The sequence below is a fragment of the Siccirubricoccus soli genome, from assembly GCF_024178315.1.
Lineage (GTDB): Bacteria > Pseudomonadota > Alphaproteobacteria > Acetobacterales > Acetobacteraceae > Siccirubricoccus > Siccirubricoccus soli.
In genome coordinates this window covers 22,187-39,666 of the sequence record NZ_JAMZIK010000090.1, presented here as the reverse complement: position 1 = coordinate 39,666, position 17,480 = coordinate 22,187, and the positions used below count along the sequence as shown (strand labels likewise).

The following is a 17,480-nucleotide window of genomic DNA, read 5'->3' as shown; positions in this document are numbered from 1 at the left end:
GGACCAACGGTCAGGTCGAGCGAATGAACCGAACCATCAAAGAGGCCACCGTCAAGCGGTTCCACTACGAGAGCCACCAGCAGCTCCGACAGCACCTGGCCAACGTCATCATCGCCTGCAACTTCGCCCGCCGGCTGAAGACCCTACGCGGCCTCACACCCCCCGAAGCTATCTGCAAAGCCTGGACAGAGGAGCCGTCCAGGTTCATCCATGATCCGCACCACCAAATCCCGAAACCAAACATCTAGCCCCGACCACAACTCGGTCTCGGAGTGTGCCCATGATCCGCCATAAGCCCTAGCCAGCCGCGCGGCGGGGCGGGGCCGCGCGTTGCCTGGAAGCGCCGTTCCTGCCGCTGTTCACTCCACTCGCGCGCCCGAAGCACGGACCAGCGGAGCGAAGCGCGCCTCGTTCTCGCGGCGGAACTCCGCGAGGCCGGCGGGTGGTGTCCACCACACCGTGGCACCGGCCTCTTCGAAGCGGCGGCGCACTTCGGTGCTCTCGACCGCCTCGCGCCCGACCTCGGCGATCCGCTCGACGATCGCGGGCTGGATGCCCGCGGGACCGAGCACGCCCCCCCAGGAGTTGATCTCGTAGCCCGGCAAGAACTCGGCCATCGCCGGCACGTCCGGCGCCTGCGGGCTGCGCGCCGCGCCGGTCACGGCGAGTGGCCGCACCTGCCCCTCGCGCGAGAGGCGCAATGCCTCCGGGATGTTCCCGAAGACCATGTCGACGCGGCTGCCCAGCAGGTCGTTGTAGGCCTGTGCACCCCCGCGATAGGGCACGTGCAGGATGTCCACCTGGCCCATGTGCTTGAACATCTCGCCCGCGAGGTGGAGCGTCGTGCCGGCGCCCGAACTCCCAAAGCTGAAGCGGCCGGGCTCGCGGCGGCAAAGCGCGATCAGCTCTGGGACGCTCCGCGCCGGGATGCCGTGGCGCACGATGAGCAGGTTCGGCAACTGCCACAGGCCGCAGATGTAGGAAAAGTCGCGCTCCACGTCGTAGGGCAGCCGAGGGTAGAGGGCGGGCGCGATAGAGAGGGAGGAGACCGAGGCAAGCCCGATCGTGTTGCCGTCCGGTGTGGCGCGCGCGATTGCCTCCGTGCCCACATTCCCGCCCGAGCCTGAACGGTTCTCGACGACGAAGGACTGGCCCGTAATCTCGGCCATCCGGTTGCACCAGATACGCGAGAGGACGTCGGTCCCTCCGCCGGGTGGGAAGATTCCAATGAAGCGGATCGGCTGCGTCGGCCAGGCAGAGCGCTGGGCGCGCGCGGCTGCGGCGACGCAGGCCGCGCCAGCGATGCCGAGCCAGGCACGGCGCGTTCCGCCACCCGGTGCGGACCAGCCTCGGCCGGTGTCGATCGTGTCTCCCGCCATAGCTACCTTCCATGTGTCGGTGGTCCGGCTCGCGGACGAAAGGCATGACAGGAGGCCGACAATACACAGAGGCCTCCCATAGTCCGCACGGCAGACTGCAGAAGCACCTTCGGCCAGTGAAGGCCTGCCTTCGCGCCGGGCCCATTTCAGATTCACAGCTTGCATCGACATGGTGGAGGTGAAGTAGATCGTGGCATAGGACGACCGACTCCTGCTTCTGCACTATGCTGGCCTGAAACGCTCAGGCCGCATCCCGGGTAGCGGCGGGAAGGTAAAGGCAACCGCCACGGCCCCAAGTCCAACCGCCAGGGAAGCAAGATGCATTCCCGCGTAGCTGCCGAAGCGATCAAAGATCCAGCCGCCGATCGCCGGCCCCACCGCCATGCCCAGACAGGAAATCATGGTCGCGGCGCCGAACACCGTACCCATGATACGGGGGCCAAAATAGTCGCGTGCCAACACCGCATAGAGCGGCATGACTCCCCCATAGGCGAGACCGAAGAGCGCTGCGACGGCATAGAACTCCCCAAGACTGCGAGCTGGGAGGAAGGCACCGATCGCTAGCGCCTGCAGCATCAGCCCGCCAATCAGCACCGGCTTGGCGCCGTATCGGTCGGCGAGCACGCCCAGCAGCAGACGTCCGCCAAGCCCTGCCAAGCCCTGAAGGCTATAGACGCTGACGGCAGCCAAGGCCGACAAGCCGCAGACCATGGCGTAGCTCACCACATGAAAAATCGGTCCGGCATGGGCGAGGCAGCAGGCGAAGAAGGTTGCCGCGAGCGCTATGAACTGCCGGCTGCCCAAGGCTTGGCGCGCGGTGAGGCTCTCGCCCGGCGGCGCGGCCGCTGCGGTGGCGGCCAGTACCGGCGGGCGGCGAAGCAGCAGCGCGGCTGGCAGCAGGATCACCCACGCAACGAGCCCGATCACAAGCTGTGCGGTGCGCCAGTCATGGCCGGTAAGCAGCCATTGCGCGAAGGGCGCGACGGTGACCGGCGCCATGCCCAGCCCGGCGGAGACGAGGGAGACGGCGAGCGCGCGATGCCGATCGAACCACGCACTGGCAGTCGCCATTATCGGCGCAAAGAAGGCGCCGACCGCCGCCCCGAGGAACAGGCCGTAGGCGAGCTGGAAAGCCGCCAGGCTCTGCGCCTGGCTAGCCAGGACAAGCCCCGTGCCCAGCAGCAGCCCGCCGGCGATGCCAACGATGCGTGGGCCATGGCGGTCGCTAACCCATCCCCAGAAGAAGGCCCCGAACCCCATGGCAAGGAAGGCGACTGTCATCGAGGCAGAGATGCCAGCGCGCGACCAGCCTGTCCCTGTGGCAATCGGATCGAGGAAGACAGCGAGGGAAAACATCGACCCCATGCCGATGCAGCCCATCAACGCTCCGACGGCGACGATGACCCAGCCGTAGTGTCGTTCCATTCGCGTTTTCCTCCGCGGCCCCGCGCCGGTTCGCCCCGGGCGTCTGGGGTAGTCCCATCGTCCCAGATCGTGTCCGCGATGCAAACGGCCGTATTGCACGCGGGCAGCCTGGCACCGTTGCGGGCGTCGATCACCGCCAGGATCCGGATTGGCCGTCCGTCGAACAACTGATCCGAGGCGAAGTCCATGCTCCAGACCTCGTTGGGCGCCGTCGGTCCGGGCCGACCCACCGGTAGCGCCAGGCCCGCTTGCGCCGCGGTATCTTGGGCGGATCGACAGCCCTTCGTCGCAGTAGAGCCGGTAAGTGCGCTTGTGGGTCACCGGCCACCCCTCCCGGCGCAGCAACGCGTGCAGCCGCCGATAGCCATAGCAGACCCTCGCCGCTGCCAGGTCCCGCAGCCGCATCCGCAGTTCGACCTGCGTATCCCACCGTGATCGGTACCGCTGCGACGAGCGCCGAAACCCCGTCGCGCTGCAGGCCCGCCGCTCGCCAACCACATAGGCGTTCTGCAGATGACGCACCACGTCGCGGCGCACGGCGGGTTTCACCACTTTCGCCGCAGAACGTCCTGCAGCATGGTCTTGTCCAGCGTCAGATCCGCCACCAGTCGCTTCAACCTGGTATCTCTTCCTCGAGCTGCTTCAGCCGCCGGATCTCCACCACGCCCATCCCGGCAAACTGCTTCTTCCGCCGATACAAGGTCGATTCGGCGACGCCCATCTTGCGGCAGATCTCCTCCACCGCCGTCCCGCTCTCGGCTTGCCTCAGCGCAAAGGCAATTTGCTCGTCCGTGTACCGCTTCCGCTTCTTGGCACCCTCCTCCAAGGGTCAGAGTGCCCAAACGACTTGCGCCCCCGCCGGGCCAGTTTGCCGGATCAGGACCACTCCCCCTGACACAAGCTGATCACGCGTCCGAAGGAGTCACCCGACCTTCGCCAGGAACGTCATCGTTCGTCAGCGGCACCCAAGGAGTGGGTTATTCGAGGCGTCCGACTGGCAGTTCACCCGGGCAATTGCCGCCTACGACTTCGTGGCCTGCCGAAGATGCTCGGTGCCGCGGCATGACGTCAAACGACCCTCGTACGATGCCAGCGATGGGAGGACGCCTCAGGTCAAGTGCGCCGTCCCCAATCCAGCGCCCCGGCAGGCCGATCACACGTCCCAATCGGCCCTATCGGAGAGGCATTTCAGCAGCACACTAGAAGGTCCACTGTCCTATCGTCGCGTAGTTGTCGTTCGCGGATACCACGAGAGCTTCAAAGTCTGTGATGTCGAGCGGCCGTGGGGTAGGTGACCGTGAGAGCAGCTCCTCTCCGGTCCGGCCATTCACCCGATTGGCCCCATCACCGATGAAGAAATCCACCCAGACCACGTCCTGGTCCGACTGATAATCAGGACCGCCATCCTTGTGGATGATCAAGCTATTGCCCGCCCGCTCGAAGCCGAGGCGGGTACCGAGAGTGATAGCGAGATCGTTGCTGCCCTGACCATCCACGATGCGCGATCCCATGGCACCTGGGCCGAGCAAGTAGCGATCGTCGCCGGCGCCGCCCAGCAGGATGCTCGACGCCGCGTTCGCCTGCAGCACGTCGTTGCCTTCGCCTCCGTCGAGCTTGTTGTAGAGGCCGCATCCGACGGCGCTGATGCTGTCGTCGCCTGCTCCGCCGTGCATCAGGTGTGCCCCGCTACCGAACCCACCGATACTGTCATCACCATCTTCACCGTAGGCGACATCCGAGCCTCGGGTCAGCAGGAAGCTGTCGTTCCCGGCACCACCGGTCGCAAAATCATCATACGGCGTATCGCGAAATGCCTCTCCATCATCGCCGAGTGTCACCTTGAGGCCGATCCCGTCTTCGAGCTGGGACGCATCGCCATTAGTGACGTCATAGATCTTTGTCGTGTAGGCACCTCCACCAAACATTGTCACGGTGCCAGCCTCCGAGACCGTGCCTGTCGTCCCGTTGCTGCCGTACTGGGAGGATTCAGCGCCAGCCAGTCCCTTGGCTGCGATGTACGCGAAAATGGTGCCTGCATCGGTCGCATAGTTGTAGTGACCGTTGACCCGGTCGGCGAACCAGGTTTCGGAATCACCGGTCACCTCGACCGTTGCCGTATAAGGCACGATCAGCGTTTCCTGCAGGTAGAACAATTGTGCCTCGTAGATCTTTCCGGTCGGCACGTTCACTGGGACCTGAATGTTGCTCTCATTCGTGGTCGTGACGCTGTCGTCCGTGGATTCGGACCAGCCATAGGTTCCGGAGAAGCTGAAGGTCGTCTTGGAAGACGCGACCTCGAAATCGATGTCGATCTCCTGACTGACCCCGACGGTGATGGACGAGCTCGTCTCATGCGTCGTGCTATGGCCCTGCTGGTAGGAGAAGCCCAGGGTTACCGTCGCCGACGGCTGCAGGCCATTGGTATTGTCGACCTTCGCGCTGGTGCCGGTGCTGTTGGTGGGGATGTAGTGCTCCTTCGTGGAGTCGAAGACGGGCTGGCTGGGCAATGCGTCCGTGAGCCCGCCGTAGAGGCCGATGTTGTCGTTATTCGGCCCATTGGTGTACCATTGGCCGTTCGCCGGATCCTCGCTCGTACCCAGAGCGTCTTTCCAAAACGTGTCGATGTACTGTTTCCCAACCACATCGGGATTAAGAATTTTCAGGGCCATGTCGAATCCTCCTGTTGTTTTGGCGCGCTCTGCACGGCCACCGTCCGCATGGATGCGTTGGACCACTCACGGCCCCGCTCGGGCATCAGGCAGCGTTCCCTTGTGAGGCGCGTCGTCTTGTGAGTGGCTGCCGTGAAACTCGCGGGCGTCGTATTCAAGGTGTTGCTGCTCAAGGGCCCGCCGCTGCAGCCCCAACGTGATGCAACATGACGGACGTGGCTTCGCTGCCGAGAGCGACGAACTTGCCAACGGGTGCTGGCTGCTTTGGCTTCTGCAGCACAGGGGTGCCGGCATGGAGCCGAAGGCGCGTGGCGCGCTGACGATGCCGAACGCCACTGCCGTCATCCCTCCCGAAGGTCGCGAAGCCACCCCGCGGCCTCTCGCGGAGGCCGGCGGCAATCACCCTTGTCGTAATTGATTCTTGATTCTTCTGAACGGTATGCGGCAAGCATTGCTTGTGGATTCTCTTGGAGAATCCACAAACCGCCGGTGTCGATGCGGTAATTGCCGGATTTCCGCCCGTAACTATGCGCGACCCGAGTGATATTCAATCATAACGAGAATTCATGCGTGAAGCGGGAACGAGATGCGAAAGATTGATGGGCAGGAACCGTGCGAGGTCGCCGCGAAGCTCCGCATCACCGCCACGCTGCTGGGCTGCACCAGCCAGAAAGAACTTTGCGCCGCCTTCCGGCGGGTAAACCCGAAGACCGAATTCGATCTCGATCGGTCCTATAAGTGGATGCAAGGCCGGACGCTGCCGCGCTCATCGCGCATCTACGAGGAGTGGGCAAGAGTGCTCCGCCTCGAACGTTCCGGAGCCTGGATCGCTGCCTGCGCGCTCGAGGATTTCGTCGGTGAAGTCGGCGTGAGGCACAAGGTCGAAGGCGGTGAATTGCTTCGTCAGGCCGGTGTGACCCATGATGCCATGTCCATCTCGGTGTCCCGCCGTGCGCCGCCGGATGTGCGCCTCGATGAAGACTACATCTGCGGTGCCTACGCCTGCTACTCGCATGCGCAGTCGCGCTACCACCGCGGCCGCATCATCCGCAGCGCGCTGGTGATCGAGCGCGCGCCGCGGCGGTCGGAGGCGCCGGTCGCACGCCTGTCGCAGATGCTTGCGGGTGGCGTCGCTCATTCCAAGGGCCCAGTGCTACGCGGGACGGGCCGCGCGCTCACGCTCGCCCTCACGACCGGCTCCTCTGGCGTTCCGCCCGCCGTCCTCCAGCTGCTCCTGCCGACGCCGCCGGGCAGCCTGCTCACCGGGCTGCTGACCAGCTTCGCAATGATGGACCCGAGCGGCCAGCCTCCCTATGCGAGCCGCATCGCCATCGTGCGTGTGCCCTGCGTGGTGACTGCGGTAGAGGCCACCAATCGGTATATGGAGTCGGAGCCGATGCCATTCGCGCGCGACCTGGTCACGCTCGGCCTCGATGTCGCAGATGCCGCGGCGCTCGACGCCCTGCTCGACCGCTTCCTCCGCGCGCCTCGAGAGCATGGACTTGGCATGGAACGGATCACGATGGCCGACCATGTCGCATTGGCTTCCGCTTGCGACCGCATCTGGCTTGACACCGTCGCCACCAGGGCGGCGCGGCTGACGGCGGCAATCGCTGACCGAGGTGGCAGCCCGGCCGTCTCAGCGCGCGCCGACGACGCGCCAAGATGAGGGGCGCATCGGGGTGAACGGCCGGGGTGTGAGACCGCCGCACCAGGTCACGCCGCCGCGCGGCGAGATCGCACCGGACGCGGCTCTCGCGGGCCGCCGCGCTGCGGTTCTGCGTGCCCCGGGGGATGCAAGGGTCCGCCTCGCCCTCGGTGCCCTGCTGCGCCGCCAGGGCCGGACGGAGGAGGCAGTGCCGGTATTGCGCGCTGCAGTGATGCTTGCGCCCGGCTTGGCGTCGGCGCGGCACGAACTCGGGCGGGCCTTGCGCGGGCTGGGAAAGGTGGCGGAGGCGGAAGCAATGTTCCGTGCGGCGCTCACGCTCGAGCCGGGCAGCGCCATCATCGCGAACGACCTCGGCAGCCTACTGAGCCAGCAGGGCCGGGCGGCGGAGGCAGTGCCGCTCTATCAGTCGGCAGTGGCGATCGACCCACGCTTCGCCGGTGGTTTCTCGAATCTCTGCGCCGCACTGGCAGCGCTCGGCCGTATTGAGGAAGCGGTGGAAGCCGGTGGCGCCGCGGTGCGGCTGCGGCCCGATGACGCCGATGCGCAGTCCAATTTTGGCGCGGCCCTCGCCCAGATCGGCCGTTATGAAGAGGCCCTCGCTGCCTGCCGAGCGGCGATTGAGGCGCAACCCGGCCATGCGAACGCCCATGCCAATCTCGGCTTGGCGCTGCGTGGCCTGGAGCGGCCCGACGAAGCGATCGCGGCACTGCACGGGGCGCTTCGCCTGGATGCAAGCCACTTGAACGCACGCATAGGGCTGGCGATGACGCTTCTTGCGGTCGGCCGCCTGGAGGAAGGCTTCGAGGCGTATGAGCATCGGCTGCCGCCCCGGCCAGCCGGGCTGCCTGCCGGCCTGCCACGCTGGCGCGGTGAGGCGCTGGCGGGCCGCACGATCCTGCTGCAGGCCGAGCAGGGGCTGGGCGACACGATCCAGTTCGTTCGCTACGTGCCGGAGGTGGCCCGCCGGGGTGGGCGCGTGTTGCTCGCCGCGCCAGCGCAATTCGCGCGGCTGCTCGCCGGGCTGCCGGGCCTGGAAGCTCTGCTGCATTCCGAGGAGCCAGCGCCGCCGGCGGATGTGCGATGCGCGCTGCTGAGCCTGCCGCATGTCCTTGGCACGACGCTGGAGAGCGTTCCGGCGCCGGTCCCGTATCTGCGCGCGGAGGCCGAGGCGCTGGACCGCTGGCGGGAGCGGTTGGCCGGGCTGCCTGGGCTGCGCGTCGGACTCGCCTGGGCGGGGAATCCGCATCATCAAGGCGATTACGGCCGCTCAATCGCGCCGTCCCGACTTGCGGCCTTATGGGAGGTACCTGGGGTGAGTTGGGTGAGCCTGCAGGTCGGCGCCCGTGCCGACGCTTTGCGTGGTCTTGCTCCGGACGGGGCGGTGCTCGACCTTGCGCCCGCGCTGACGGATCTTGCCGAAACCGCGGCAGCGATGGCGCAGATCGACTTGATCGTGACGGTGGATACTGCGGTTGCCCATCTGGCTGGCGCGTTAGGGCGGCCGGTCTGGACCATGCTGCCCGTCCTGCCGGACTGGCGCTGGCTGCTGCGGCGTGAGGACACGCCTTGGTACCCGACCATGCGTCTCTTCAGGCAGGCACGGGCCGGAGAATGGGAGGAAGTCATCGCGCGGGTCGCAGAGGGTATAGCGGAGCTTGTGCGCAGGCGTCGTACCTCACCCGGCTGATCATTTCGGCTGAACCGGCTTTGGCTACCGCTGGAAGTTGACCTACGTCCGAAGGGCAGTGGCATGGAGCCGGCGACAGCGCTCGGCGCTGCACCGCTGCCGCCATCGCCATGGCAGGTCCTGCCTCTCCAAGACCGACGGCGACACGTCGGCCCGCAAGCGCCTCAAGGCACGATCGGCTGCTTCCACGTCGACATCGCCGAAGTCAGGACCGGGTTGGGGCAAGCTCCACCTGTTCATGGCCGTCTGGAGCGGTCTCCGAGCTGAATGAAGCGGGGGCATTCTTCGACGCGGGCCGGATCTGATTCAAGCTGCCTGTCGGCGAGGAGGCCGGCAGGCATGTCCAAGGCGCTGTCGGTTGACCTTCGGAAGCGGGTGTAGATGCCCTCGCGGCAGGAGCATCCTGCCGAGCTGCGGCGGCGCGGTTCGGGGCCGCTGGACTGGTGCGCCGGACCCGGAATCCGGCGAATGAACGTCAGGTTGTCGTTGTGCTGACCCCGCGGGGGCGTGCGCTGAGATCCAAGGCCGGGTGTCTTGCAACTCCACGAGTGGAGACCTCAAGAAAAATCGCTCAAGAAGCTGGGCAAGCTGAACCAGGAGCTCAAACAGCTTCGGGACGCGATGTACAGCAACATGGGCAGCTGGAATGTCGCTCCTCCACGGAAGGCTTGAACCGGTGGATCTGATCGCCGCCAGCGACGGGTAGGCGCTCCGGAGTCGTCAAGGCGCAGGTTCACCCCTTCGGCTTCGCGGACATTCTGTGCACGCCTCCTCCGACAGCGTCCCGATCCGCGCCTCCGAACGCGGATCGACCGTTTGGCCAAGCTATTCGGCTGCATCTGAAACCTCGCCCGACATTCGATTGAGGACGCGTAGAGCGGTCAGCACTCCGGGGCGCAGTTCCTGCAGGCATCTCTGTCGCCAGGGAGTTCATACGTGGCCCCGATGCTAGACCGGTGATCGGCAGCACCGGCCTGAAGCTGTTCGGCCGGGGCGAGTGAGATGGAGGCGAAGCGCGGCCGGACGCATCGCTCCTGGTGCAAGCTGCACCTTGCCGTGGACGCCGGCGCCGGTGTACCAGGCCATTGTCAGTCACCAGCCCGATCCACTGCCGGACATCGTCATCCCGCCACATGCCCTGGTGGTGCCGAGCACGGAGAATGCCGATCCTGCTCGCCGGAAGCTGGCGCGATATTGGACGGGGGTCACGCCAAGGCGGGTCGTGAAAGCGATCCTCATCCGGTCCACCGGTCCGAAGCCGCAATCGAAGGCGGCCGCCTTCAGCGGCCGGTCGCTTCCTTTCAGCAACATGCGCGCCGCATCGGCGCGGGCGCGCTCGATGTCGTCATGCGGTGTGATGCCGGTCGCCTGCACGAAATGTCGGGCCAAACTCCAGGGCTCATGCCGGCGACAGCGGCAAGCGACTCCAGGGTATGGCGGTCCCGTATGTTGCCCATGACATGGTCCTGGATACGAGCGATCGGCGATTCCGGGCTGGCGGGTGCTGTCAGATAGGGATTGAACTGCGACTGTCCGCCTTGACGCTGGGCAACCACAACCAGCCGCTTGGCGACCTCAGCGCCGTTTCCGCGCCGTGCTGCTGTCCAACGAGCGCCAGGCCCAAATCTGTTCCCGCAGTCACACCAGTCGCGGTGATCAGCCGCCCATCGCGGACGTAGATCAGATCCGGTTCGACTCTTGCTTTCGGGAACCTGGCCGCCAGGGCCTGTGCATCCTGCCAATGGGTTGTGACTCGGCGGTCGTCCAAGAGGCCGGCACAGCCAAGGAGAAAGGCCCCGGTGCAGATCGATCCACAAGCGCCCGAATGCCACGGCAACTCCTTGACCCATTGCAGCGGGGCGGTTCGGGCTCCGCTTCCGGTGGCGTCGGCGAGCCTGCCCCAGAATGATGTCGAAGCCGCTCTTCGTCTCCTCGAAGGTCAGGTCGGCCATCAGTCGCATGCCGTTCGACGCGCAGTGGATCGCGGTGAGGGGCAACCAGAACCGCCTCACAGCGGTCGGCCCTGTCGATGAAGGCGTTCGCTTCGCTGAAAACATCCATCGGCCCTGCCACGTCCAGGGCTTGGGTCCCCTCATAGACGACCATCGCGGCAGCTTGTATCGGCGCCTGTTGCTGCCTCTCCAGCCTGGCGCGCCATTGTTATAGAAGTGTTCCGGACAGCGCAAAGCCCCGCCGCGATCCGGGGCGCGCGGACGAGCATCCGCGCATCCGGGACCGACTGGCGGGCTGCATGGGCCAGGACGTTTCATCCCTCGATTGAACTCTTCGAGCCGCCGACCAAGCGGCCCTTGCGGCTCAAGCAAACCATCATTGGCGCGCTTGTCGCGCCGTCATCGCGGTCCGGGCGCCGCGTCCGGCGTCGTCAACGGACCGTCGTTGGCATTGAGCACAAAAACTGCGAGCAGGCTGGCGGGCTCGGTTTCGCTCGCATTCTCGCTGATCCTGTGGTGTGCGCCGGGCGCTTCGTAGAAGCCTTCACCTGTACGATAGATTTGCGCAGAATCATCACCCACTTGGCTGCGGATGGCCCCCGACAGCACATGGGCGTAGATGAAGGCCGACGCCGCGTGCCGATGAGGCAGCGACTTGGCCCCGGGCGGATAGCTCACCACAACGGCGACCATCCTCTTTCCTTCGACGTTCGGCAGTGCGCGCTCGAAGACCACTCGCACTTGCTCCCGCTGCTGCGCAACTGCAGGCGACGCTCCCAGTGCGATCGCTGCTGCCAGCAGTGGGACGGTGGCCGCCCGCACGGCCTTCACTGCCATACCCGGGGGGGCCACAGCGCGCCGGTCCGATGGGCGCTTCCGCTGATCCACATCAGCCTACCTCCTCTTCTCATGAGTCCATGCAGCCACATCGAGCCAAGGCGGCGGGGGCGAAGCGGAGGCATCGCTACCCTCGAGCTCGGCCTGATGCGCTGCTTCCGTTGAGCCGCACCGACAGCAGCGCGGCCAGGCCAAATCCCGCAGCCACCCAGCCGAGACGCTCCACGGCGCCGTCAGCAATGGTCAGGGCGCCTGCTGCGGCGCCCATGGCGCTGCCGAGGTAGATGGCGGAGGCGTTCATCGAGAGGCTCACCGGCGCCAACGCCGGGGCCAAGGCCACCAGCCGCGCCTGCTGCGCGGCGATCAGCCCCCAGCTGGCCAGCCCCCAAAGCAGGATGGCCGGCAGCAGGATCGGCATGGCCCGCGCCGGACCGAGTGCCGCGCTGAGCACGAAGGCAAGATAGGCCAGCAGCGTAAGCCCCGCGCCAAGGACCACAATCCTGCGCGCGCCCCAGCGGTCCGCCGCGCTGCCGCTGAGCTGGGTGCCGACCGCACTGGCCATGCCGAAGCCCAGCAGTACGGGTGCCAGGGCCTGCGGCCCAAGGCCGGCGACGCTCGCCATGAAAGCAGCGAGATAGGTGTAGACGGTGAAGGTGCCGGCAACCGTCAGCACGCTGGTCACCAGCGCCCCGGAAATGTCCCGGCGCTTCGCCAATGCGAGACGCTCGCCCAGGCCGGGCATGGCGCCAGACGGCTGGCGCGGCAGCCGGGCGAGAATCCCCAGCAGCGAGAACGCCGCCAGCCCCGCCACACCGAAGAAGGTGGCGCGCCAGCCGAAGCCCTGCCCCACCAGCACACCCAGCGGCACGCCGAGGATGATGGCCAGGGTCAAGCCGGTGGTGACGGTGGACAGAGCACGGCCACGCCGCTCCGGCCCGCCCAGCGCTGCGGCATAGCCACTGGCCGCCGGCATGAAGCTCCCGGCGGACAGCGCCAGCAGCAGCCGCGCGGCCAGCAGCTCGGCATAGCCCGCTGCCAGCGCGGCGAGCAGGTTGCCCAGGGCAAAGCCGCCCATCGCAATGGCCAGCACGCGGCGCCGCTCCAAGCCCGCCGTCAACACGGCCATGACCGGCGCGCCGATGGCATAGGTGAGGGAGAAGGCGGTGACGAGATGACCGGCCGCGGGCAGGCCGACATCGAGATCGCATGCCAGCGCGGGCAGCAGCCCGGCGATCATGAACCCCTCGGTGCCGATCGCAAACGCGCCGAGAGTGAGCCAGACGAGGGAGGTCAGCGAGTCGATGCCAGCCGCTTGCCCATGATCGAGAGCCAGCGCCTGGCCTGCAGGATACGCCCGTGTCATGACGCCGGGCTCTGCAACGGAGAGTCCGGGAAGGGAGAAGCAGCGATCAGGTCGCAAGCGTTGGGGCTCTTGAACCCTGGCATGAAGCGCTCACAGACGGCGGCATTGACGGTGCCATAGGTGGTTGCGGGCTTGTGCGCGAAGCCGGCGAAGTACTCCTGAACGAAGCCTTCCTTGAAGTTTATGCGAGGGTACTTGGCGACGATCTCCTCGCGCAGCTCCGCAGGAAACTGGTCGAACCCCACGCCCAGAACATCAAGGAGAACTCCGGAATTGAGCAGCGCCACTTCGGGGCGCATGTATTTCGGGATGCCGGGCGTGGTGTGCAGCGCGATTGCCTCCCAGACGGTCTGCACCTGCTCCTCGGCGATGTTGTGGGCGCTGAGGAACTGCCGGGCGGCATTGGCGCCGTCGACCTCGAAGCGTTCGTCCGGGCTCGAGAACTTCCTGATCAGGCCAAGATCGTGGAATGCGGCGGCCACGTACAGGAGTTCAGGGTCGAAGCGCAGCTTTCTCTGCCGCCCTTGCTCGGCCGCAAACAGGTAGACGCGCATCGAGTGGTTGAAGAGCAGGTCCGTGGAATGCTCGCGCAGGATCTCCGTCGCCTCCTTCGTAAGCAGCGAATCGGGAATGACCGGGGCATGGGCGAGATGTGGCGTGGTCATTGTTCGTCCTTTCAGGAGCTCTGCAGGGACTGGCGGCGCGTCCGGCGCGCGAACGCGCCGGGGCGGTCTGTCGATCACCTCGCTCCGACAGCGAGCACGATCTTCCCTTTCGGCTGAGATCGCGCGCCTTCCAGCATGAGATGAGCCTCGCGCGCATCCGCGAGCGGCAGGATGGCCCCGATCCTTGCTTTCAGATCTCCACTGTCGAGGAGGCGAGCGATCTCCGCCAGGTACCGGCTCGTGACGTCGACCAGAAAGAAGCTGGCTTCGACGCCATGGCGCTCCGCGAGTCGCTGATCCGGATTCGACACCGTGGAAATCAGCTTGCCGCCTCGACGCAGGATCTGGAACGAGCGGCTTTGCGTGTCACCGCCGACCAGATCGATGACAGCGTCCGCATCCCGAACTTCCGCATCGAAGCGCTGAGCCCGGTAGTCGATCACCATGTCTGCGCCGAGGCCGCGCACGAGGGGGATATCGCTGGTCCCCACGGTCGCGATCGTCCGCAGACCCGCGCGACGGGCCAGTTGAACCGCGTAGGAGCCGACATTCCCCGCCGCGCCGTGGATGACCACCGTCTGGCCCGCCTTGAGCCGGGCGTGATCAAACAAGGCCTGCCAGGCCGTAACGGCGATGACAGGAACGGAGGCGGCTTCGACATGGGTCAGCGCGGCGGGCTTGTTCGCGACCATCTCCGCGGAAGCCGAGGCGTACTCAGCATACGCCCCGACGAACCGCGAATTCGTCACGCCATACACCTGATCTCCGACATGCAACCCGGAAGCTCCGGTTCCCAGAGAGACGATTTCGCCGGACAGGTCCGAGCCCAGCGTGAGGGGGAGCGGCTGCGGCAAAGCGCTCTTTCCCGCCCTGATCCAGCCATCCCATGGTCCGACGCCAGCGGCTTCCACCTTGACCAGGACCTCCCCAGGGCCGGGCTCGGGCCGCAGGACGCGCTCGAACGTCATGATCTCTGGCGGCCCGAACTCGTGCACACGCCAAGCCATCATTGTCGAACGAGTCCGCTTTTCGGCCGCTTCGGCAACGATATCGCTCGGACTCATCTCGTGCTCCTTGCGCCCAACTGGTCATGACCGCCGCCGACCGTTCGTGGACCTCCGCCAACGACGCCCTTGCCCTCTCGCCGGCGAATGGTGAGGCGCGGTTTCGCGCACGCCGCCGCAACGCTCGCCCTGAGCGCATCACGACTGCTCCAGGTGGCCTTCGCGAAGCGGACCTTCTCGATCGTGGTCGCCTCGGCGAAAGGGGCCAGCGGTGGTCGCATCGATATGTCGCCACGGCGCCTGATCGGAAGCGCGTGTCCGAATGTGGCAGTGGTGACCTGCTTTGGACAACGAAGACGATCCTACGGATCAGGACAGCAGTGCGTCGTTTCCTGACAGGTCCGTCGAGCGTGGCGCGCAATCGGCTGATGGGACCGGTCGCTTCCCGCCGCGCGCTTTGAGCGATGGCGGCCCCGCCGACTCCGCTCCCTGCGGGGTGGTGCTCCCCCTCGCGCGGCCACAGAACTGGCCCGAATCCACTTGGACTGGCCCGCCGAAGCTGCTGGCAGAAACGCCAGTCGCGAGCCAAAACATCTCGCGCTCATATCTTTCGTGGACTTTGCGATGTGGGAAGCGCCTCATGATCGCGCTGTCGGACGGAGCAGCGTCATGCTCAGTCAAGCTTCCAGGCATTTCGAAGCTGGCCCATTCTTCCAGATCCTGACCACGCAATCGGATAGCGCCATGCGATGTCCGGTCGGCCATGGAGGGCCGCCATGACCGCGCCAGAGCAGGCTGTTCAAGCCAAGGCGATCGAGCTCGGCAAGCTGGCCGTGCGCGCTACCACCGCGGCTGGCAGCGGCCATCCGACGACGGCCCTGTCGCTGGTGCACCTGGTCACGGTGCTGATGTATCGGGTGATGCGCTGGGACCCAAATGATCCGGCTGCTCTTGGCTCCGATCGGTTGGTCCTCTCCGAGGGTCATGCGGTGCCGATCATCTACGCCGCCTGTGCCGACCTCGGCGTCACGATTGGCTTCGGGGATCACGCCAGGCCGATGACCGCCGACGATTTGATGGCGCTGCGCGACATCCGCAGCCCGATCGACGGCCATCCCAATCCCGTGCTGGGTTTCCCGTTCTTCGACGCCGCTACCGGCTCGCTTGGTCAGGGGCTGTCGGTGGCGGCCGGGCTCGGCGCCGCCGCACGCATCGGCGGCATCGAGAAGGTGGTCTACTGCATCATCGGCGACGGCGAGGCGCGCGAGGGGCAGATCTGGGAGGCAATGGACTTCATCGCCGATCACGAGCTGACCAATGTCGTCGCGATCTTCAACTGCAATACCCTTGGCCAGAGCGACTTCGTCGCCGCCGCCCAGGGCTGGCAGCAGTTGCAGCGCAAGGCGGAGGCCTTCGGCTGGACCGCGGTGGCGATCGACGGGCATGACCCGGCCGCGATCGAGGACACGCTCCGCCGGCGGCGCGAGCTGGGCGCGGGCAGGCCACTCTGCGTCATCGCGCGCACGGTCAAGGGCTGGGGCGTGCCGCAGCTGGGCGGCATTAGCCATCACGGGACCCCTGTGCCCAAGGGCGAGCTCGACGCCGTGCTGGCCGAGCTGGACCAGCGCGCGGCCGAGCTCGGCGTGGCTGGCTTCGATCCCAGGGCGAGCAAGGAGACCCTCCGCATCGCGCCGCCGCTGCCATCCCCGGGGCTGCAATCGGCGAAGGAGCCGGCCGGCTTCGCGGCAGCTATCGGCGGCGACCCGAAGCTCGCCGAGGCCGTGACCGGCAGGAAGGCCATGTCGCCGCGCCGTGCCTACGGGCTGGCGCTGAAGGCGCTCGGGGCCGCGAACCCGGCCGTGGTGGCGCTCGATGCCGATGTGAAGAATTCGACCTATGCTCAGGACTTCGCCCGGGCCTTCCCCGAGCGCTACTTCGAGGCGCGCATCGCCGAGCAGAACATGGTCTCCGTAGCGGCCGGGTTGTCGAGCGGGGGCAAGATTCCCTTCGTCAGCACCTTCGGCCGCTTCCTCGAGCGCGCCTTCGATCAGATCGAGATGGCGGTGATCGGTGGCGCCAACCTCAAATTGGTCGGCACCCATGTTGGCGTCACCCTCGCCGCGGACGGCCCGAGCCAGATGGCGCTGGCGGATGTGGGATTCATGCGGGCCTTCGCGCATGTCCGGGACAGCCACGGCAATCCCGCGGTCACGGTGCTCACCCCAAGCGATGCGGCGAGCGCCTATGCGCTGGTGCTGGCGATGGCCAGCTTCCCGAGCGCCTGCTACCTGCGCGCCGTCCGGGCGGACCTGCCGCTCCTCTATCGGGAGGAGGAGGAGTTCCCGTTCGGCGGGCACAAGGTGCTGCGCCAACCCGGCCAAGGCAGCCGGCACGTCGTACTGGCGGGATCCGGCTATCTCGTGCACAGCTGCCTCAAGGCGGCCGACAGCTTGGCATCGCAGGGAGTCGGGGCGGCCGTGGTCGATGCCTATGCGCTGCCCATGGACACGGGGGCGGTGCTGGCGCTGGCCGGGCCGGGTGGTGTCATCCTGACGGTCGAGGACAACTACGTCGGCGGCCTCGGCAGCGAACTGGCCGAGGCGGCCGCTGCGGCGGGAGATGACGCGCCGCAGGTGCGGGCACTCGCCGTGCACAACATCCCGAAGAGCGGGCGCACGCCCGAGGATGTCCTGGCCTATGTCCAGCTGTCGGTGGACCAGATCGTGGCGGCCGCGATGGCGGCGGCCCGATGAGCCCTCCGTAACCGCCGGGCACGGGAGTCATTGGCGGTCCGGATCAGGGCCGTCCAGGCGAGCCGGCGCGCTGCGAT

Annotated in this window: 13 protein-coding genes and 1 pseudogene; 4 read left to right on the top strand and 10 right to left on the bottom strand. The window is 66.7% G+C overall.

The window, feature by feature from the left end; all coding sequences use genetic code 11:
* Positions 1-248, top strand: a 248-nt coding sequence (locus tag NJ376_RS14780) for an integrase core domain-containing protein (protein ID WP_252954058.1), incomplete at its 5' end; no start/stop codon positions are given.
* Positions 249-359: 111 nt separating this feature from the next.
* On the opposite strand, the gene NJ376_RS14775 is transcribed toward NJ376_RS14780, so the two are convergent.
* The 4 genes and pseudogenes from NJ376_RS14775 to NJ376_RS14760 form a co-directional block, all read right to left on the bottom strand.
* The gene (locus NJ376_RS14775) at positions 360-1,379 is read right to left on the bottom strand and encodes a Bug family tripartite tricarboxylate transporter substrate binding protein (protein ID WP_252954057.1); all 1,020 of its coding nucleotides are present in this window, start codon (positions 1,377-1,379) and stop codon (positions 360-362) included.
* Positions 1,380-1,601: 222 nt separating this feature from the next.
* Positions 1,602-2,804, bottom strand: coding sequence for an MFS transporter (locus tag NJ376_RS14770; RefSeq protein ID WP_252954056.1), 1,203 nt, complete (start codon positions 2,802-2,804; stop codon positions 1,602-1,604).
* Between the two features lie 125 nt (positions 2,805-2,929).
* Positions 2,930-3,630: pseudogene (locus NJ376_RS14765) on the bottom strand (transposase); the annotation flags it as partial.
* Between the two features lie 373 nt (positions 3,631-4,003).
* Positions 4,004-5,473: a hypothetical protein gene (locus NJ376_RS14760; RefSeq protein WP_252954055.1), complete on the bottom strand. Its 1,470-nt coding sequence runs from the start codon at positions 5,471-5,473 to the stop codon at positions 4,004-4,006.
* A 586-nt stretch (positions 5,474-6,059) separates the two neighbouring features.
* Here NJ376_RS14760 and NJ376_RS14755 point away from each other — a divergent pair.
* Together NJ376_RS14755 and NJ376_RS14750 are read left to right on the top strand one after the other, a co-directional pair.
* Positions 6,060-7,142, top strand: coding sequence for a hypothetical protein (locus NJ376_RS14755; protein WP_252954054.1), 1,083 nt, complete (start codon positions 6,060-6,062; stop codon positions 7,140-7,142).
* Entirely contained in the window at positions 7,096-8,829 is a 1,734-nt protein-coding gene (locus NJ376_RS14750) for a tetratricopeptide repeat protein (RefSeq protein WP_370288285.1), read from the top strand. Before NJ376_RS14755 ends, NJ376_RS14750 begins: the two co-directional genes overlap by 47 nt.
* Before the next feature lie 1,092 nt (positions 8,830-9,921).
* Here NJ376_RS14750 and NJ376_RS14740 read toward each other — a convergent pair.
* The 6 genes from NJ376_RS14740 to NJ376_RS14720 form a co-directional block, all read right to left on the bottom strand.
* Positions 9,922-10,218 (bottom strand): helix-turn-helix domain-containing protein, encoded by a 297-nt coding sequence (locus NJ376_RS14740; protein WP_256476363.1) that lies wholly within the window; start codon positions 10,216-10,218, stop codon positions 9,922-9,924.
* A gap of 118 nt (positions 10,219-10,336) precedes the next feature.
* Positions 10,337-10,684 carry a DJ-1/PfpI family protein gene (locus tag NJ376_RS29325; RefSeq protein ID WP_370288287.1) on the bottom strand — a complete coding sequence of 116 codons (348 nt, stop codon included), beginning with the start codon at positions 10,682-10,684 and terminating at the stop codon, positions 10,337-10,339.
* Positions 10,685-11,180: 496 nt separating this feature from the next.
* Positions 11,181-11,516 (bottom strand): cupin domain-containing protein, encoded by a 336-nt coding sequence (locus NJ376_RS14735; protein WP_252954051.1) that lies wholly within the window; start codon positions 11,514-11,516, stop codon positions 11,181-11,183.
* A gap of 229 nt (positions 11,517-11,745) precedes the next feature.
* A complete protein-coding gene (locus NJ376_RS14730; RefSeq protein ID WP_256476361.1) occupies positions 11,746-12,981 on the bottom strand; it encodes an MFS transporter in 1,236 nt (411 codons plus the stop codon).
* Positions 12,978-13,646, bottom strand: coding sequence for an HD domain-containing protein (locus tag NJ376_RS14725; protein ID WP_252954049.1), 669 nt, complete (start codon positions 13,644-13,646; stop codon positions 12,978-12,980). Before NJ376_RS14725 ends, NJ376_RS14730 begins: the two co-directional genes overlap by 4 nt.
* A gap of 74 nt (positions 13,647-13,720) precedes the next feature.
* On the bottom strand, positions 13,721-14,710 hold the full coding sequence (locus NJ376_RS14720; RefSeq protein ID WP_252954048.1) for an NADP-dependent oxidoreductase: 990 nt from the start codon (positions 14,708-14,710) through the stop codon (positions 13,721-13,723).
* A gap of 716 nt (positions 14,711-15,426) precedes the next feature.
* On the opposite strand from NJ376_RS14720, the gene NJ376_RS14715 reads away from it, so the two are divergent.
* Positions 15,427-17,403: a transketolase gene (locus NJ376_RS14715; protein WP_252954047.1), complete on the top strand. Its 1,977-nt coding sequence runs from the start codon at positions 15,427-15,429 to the stop codon at positions 17,401-17,403.
* Positions 17,404-17,480: the final 77 nt, after the last annotated feature.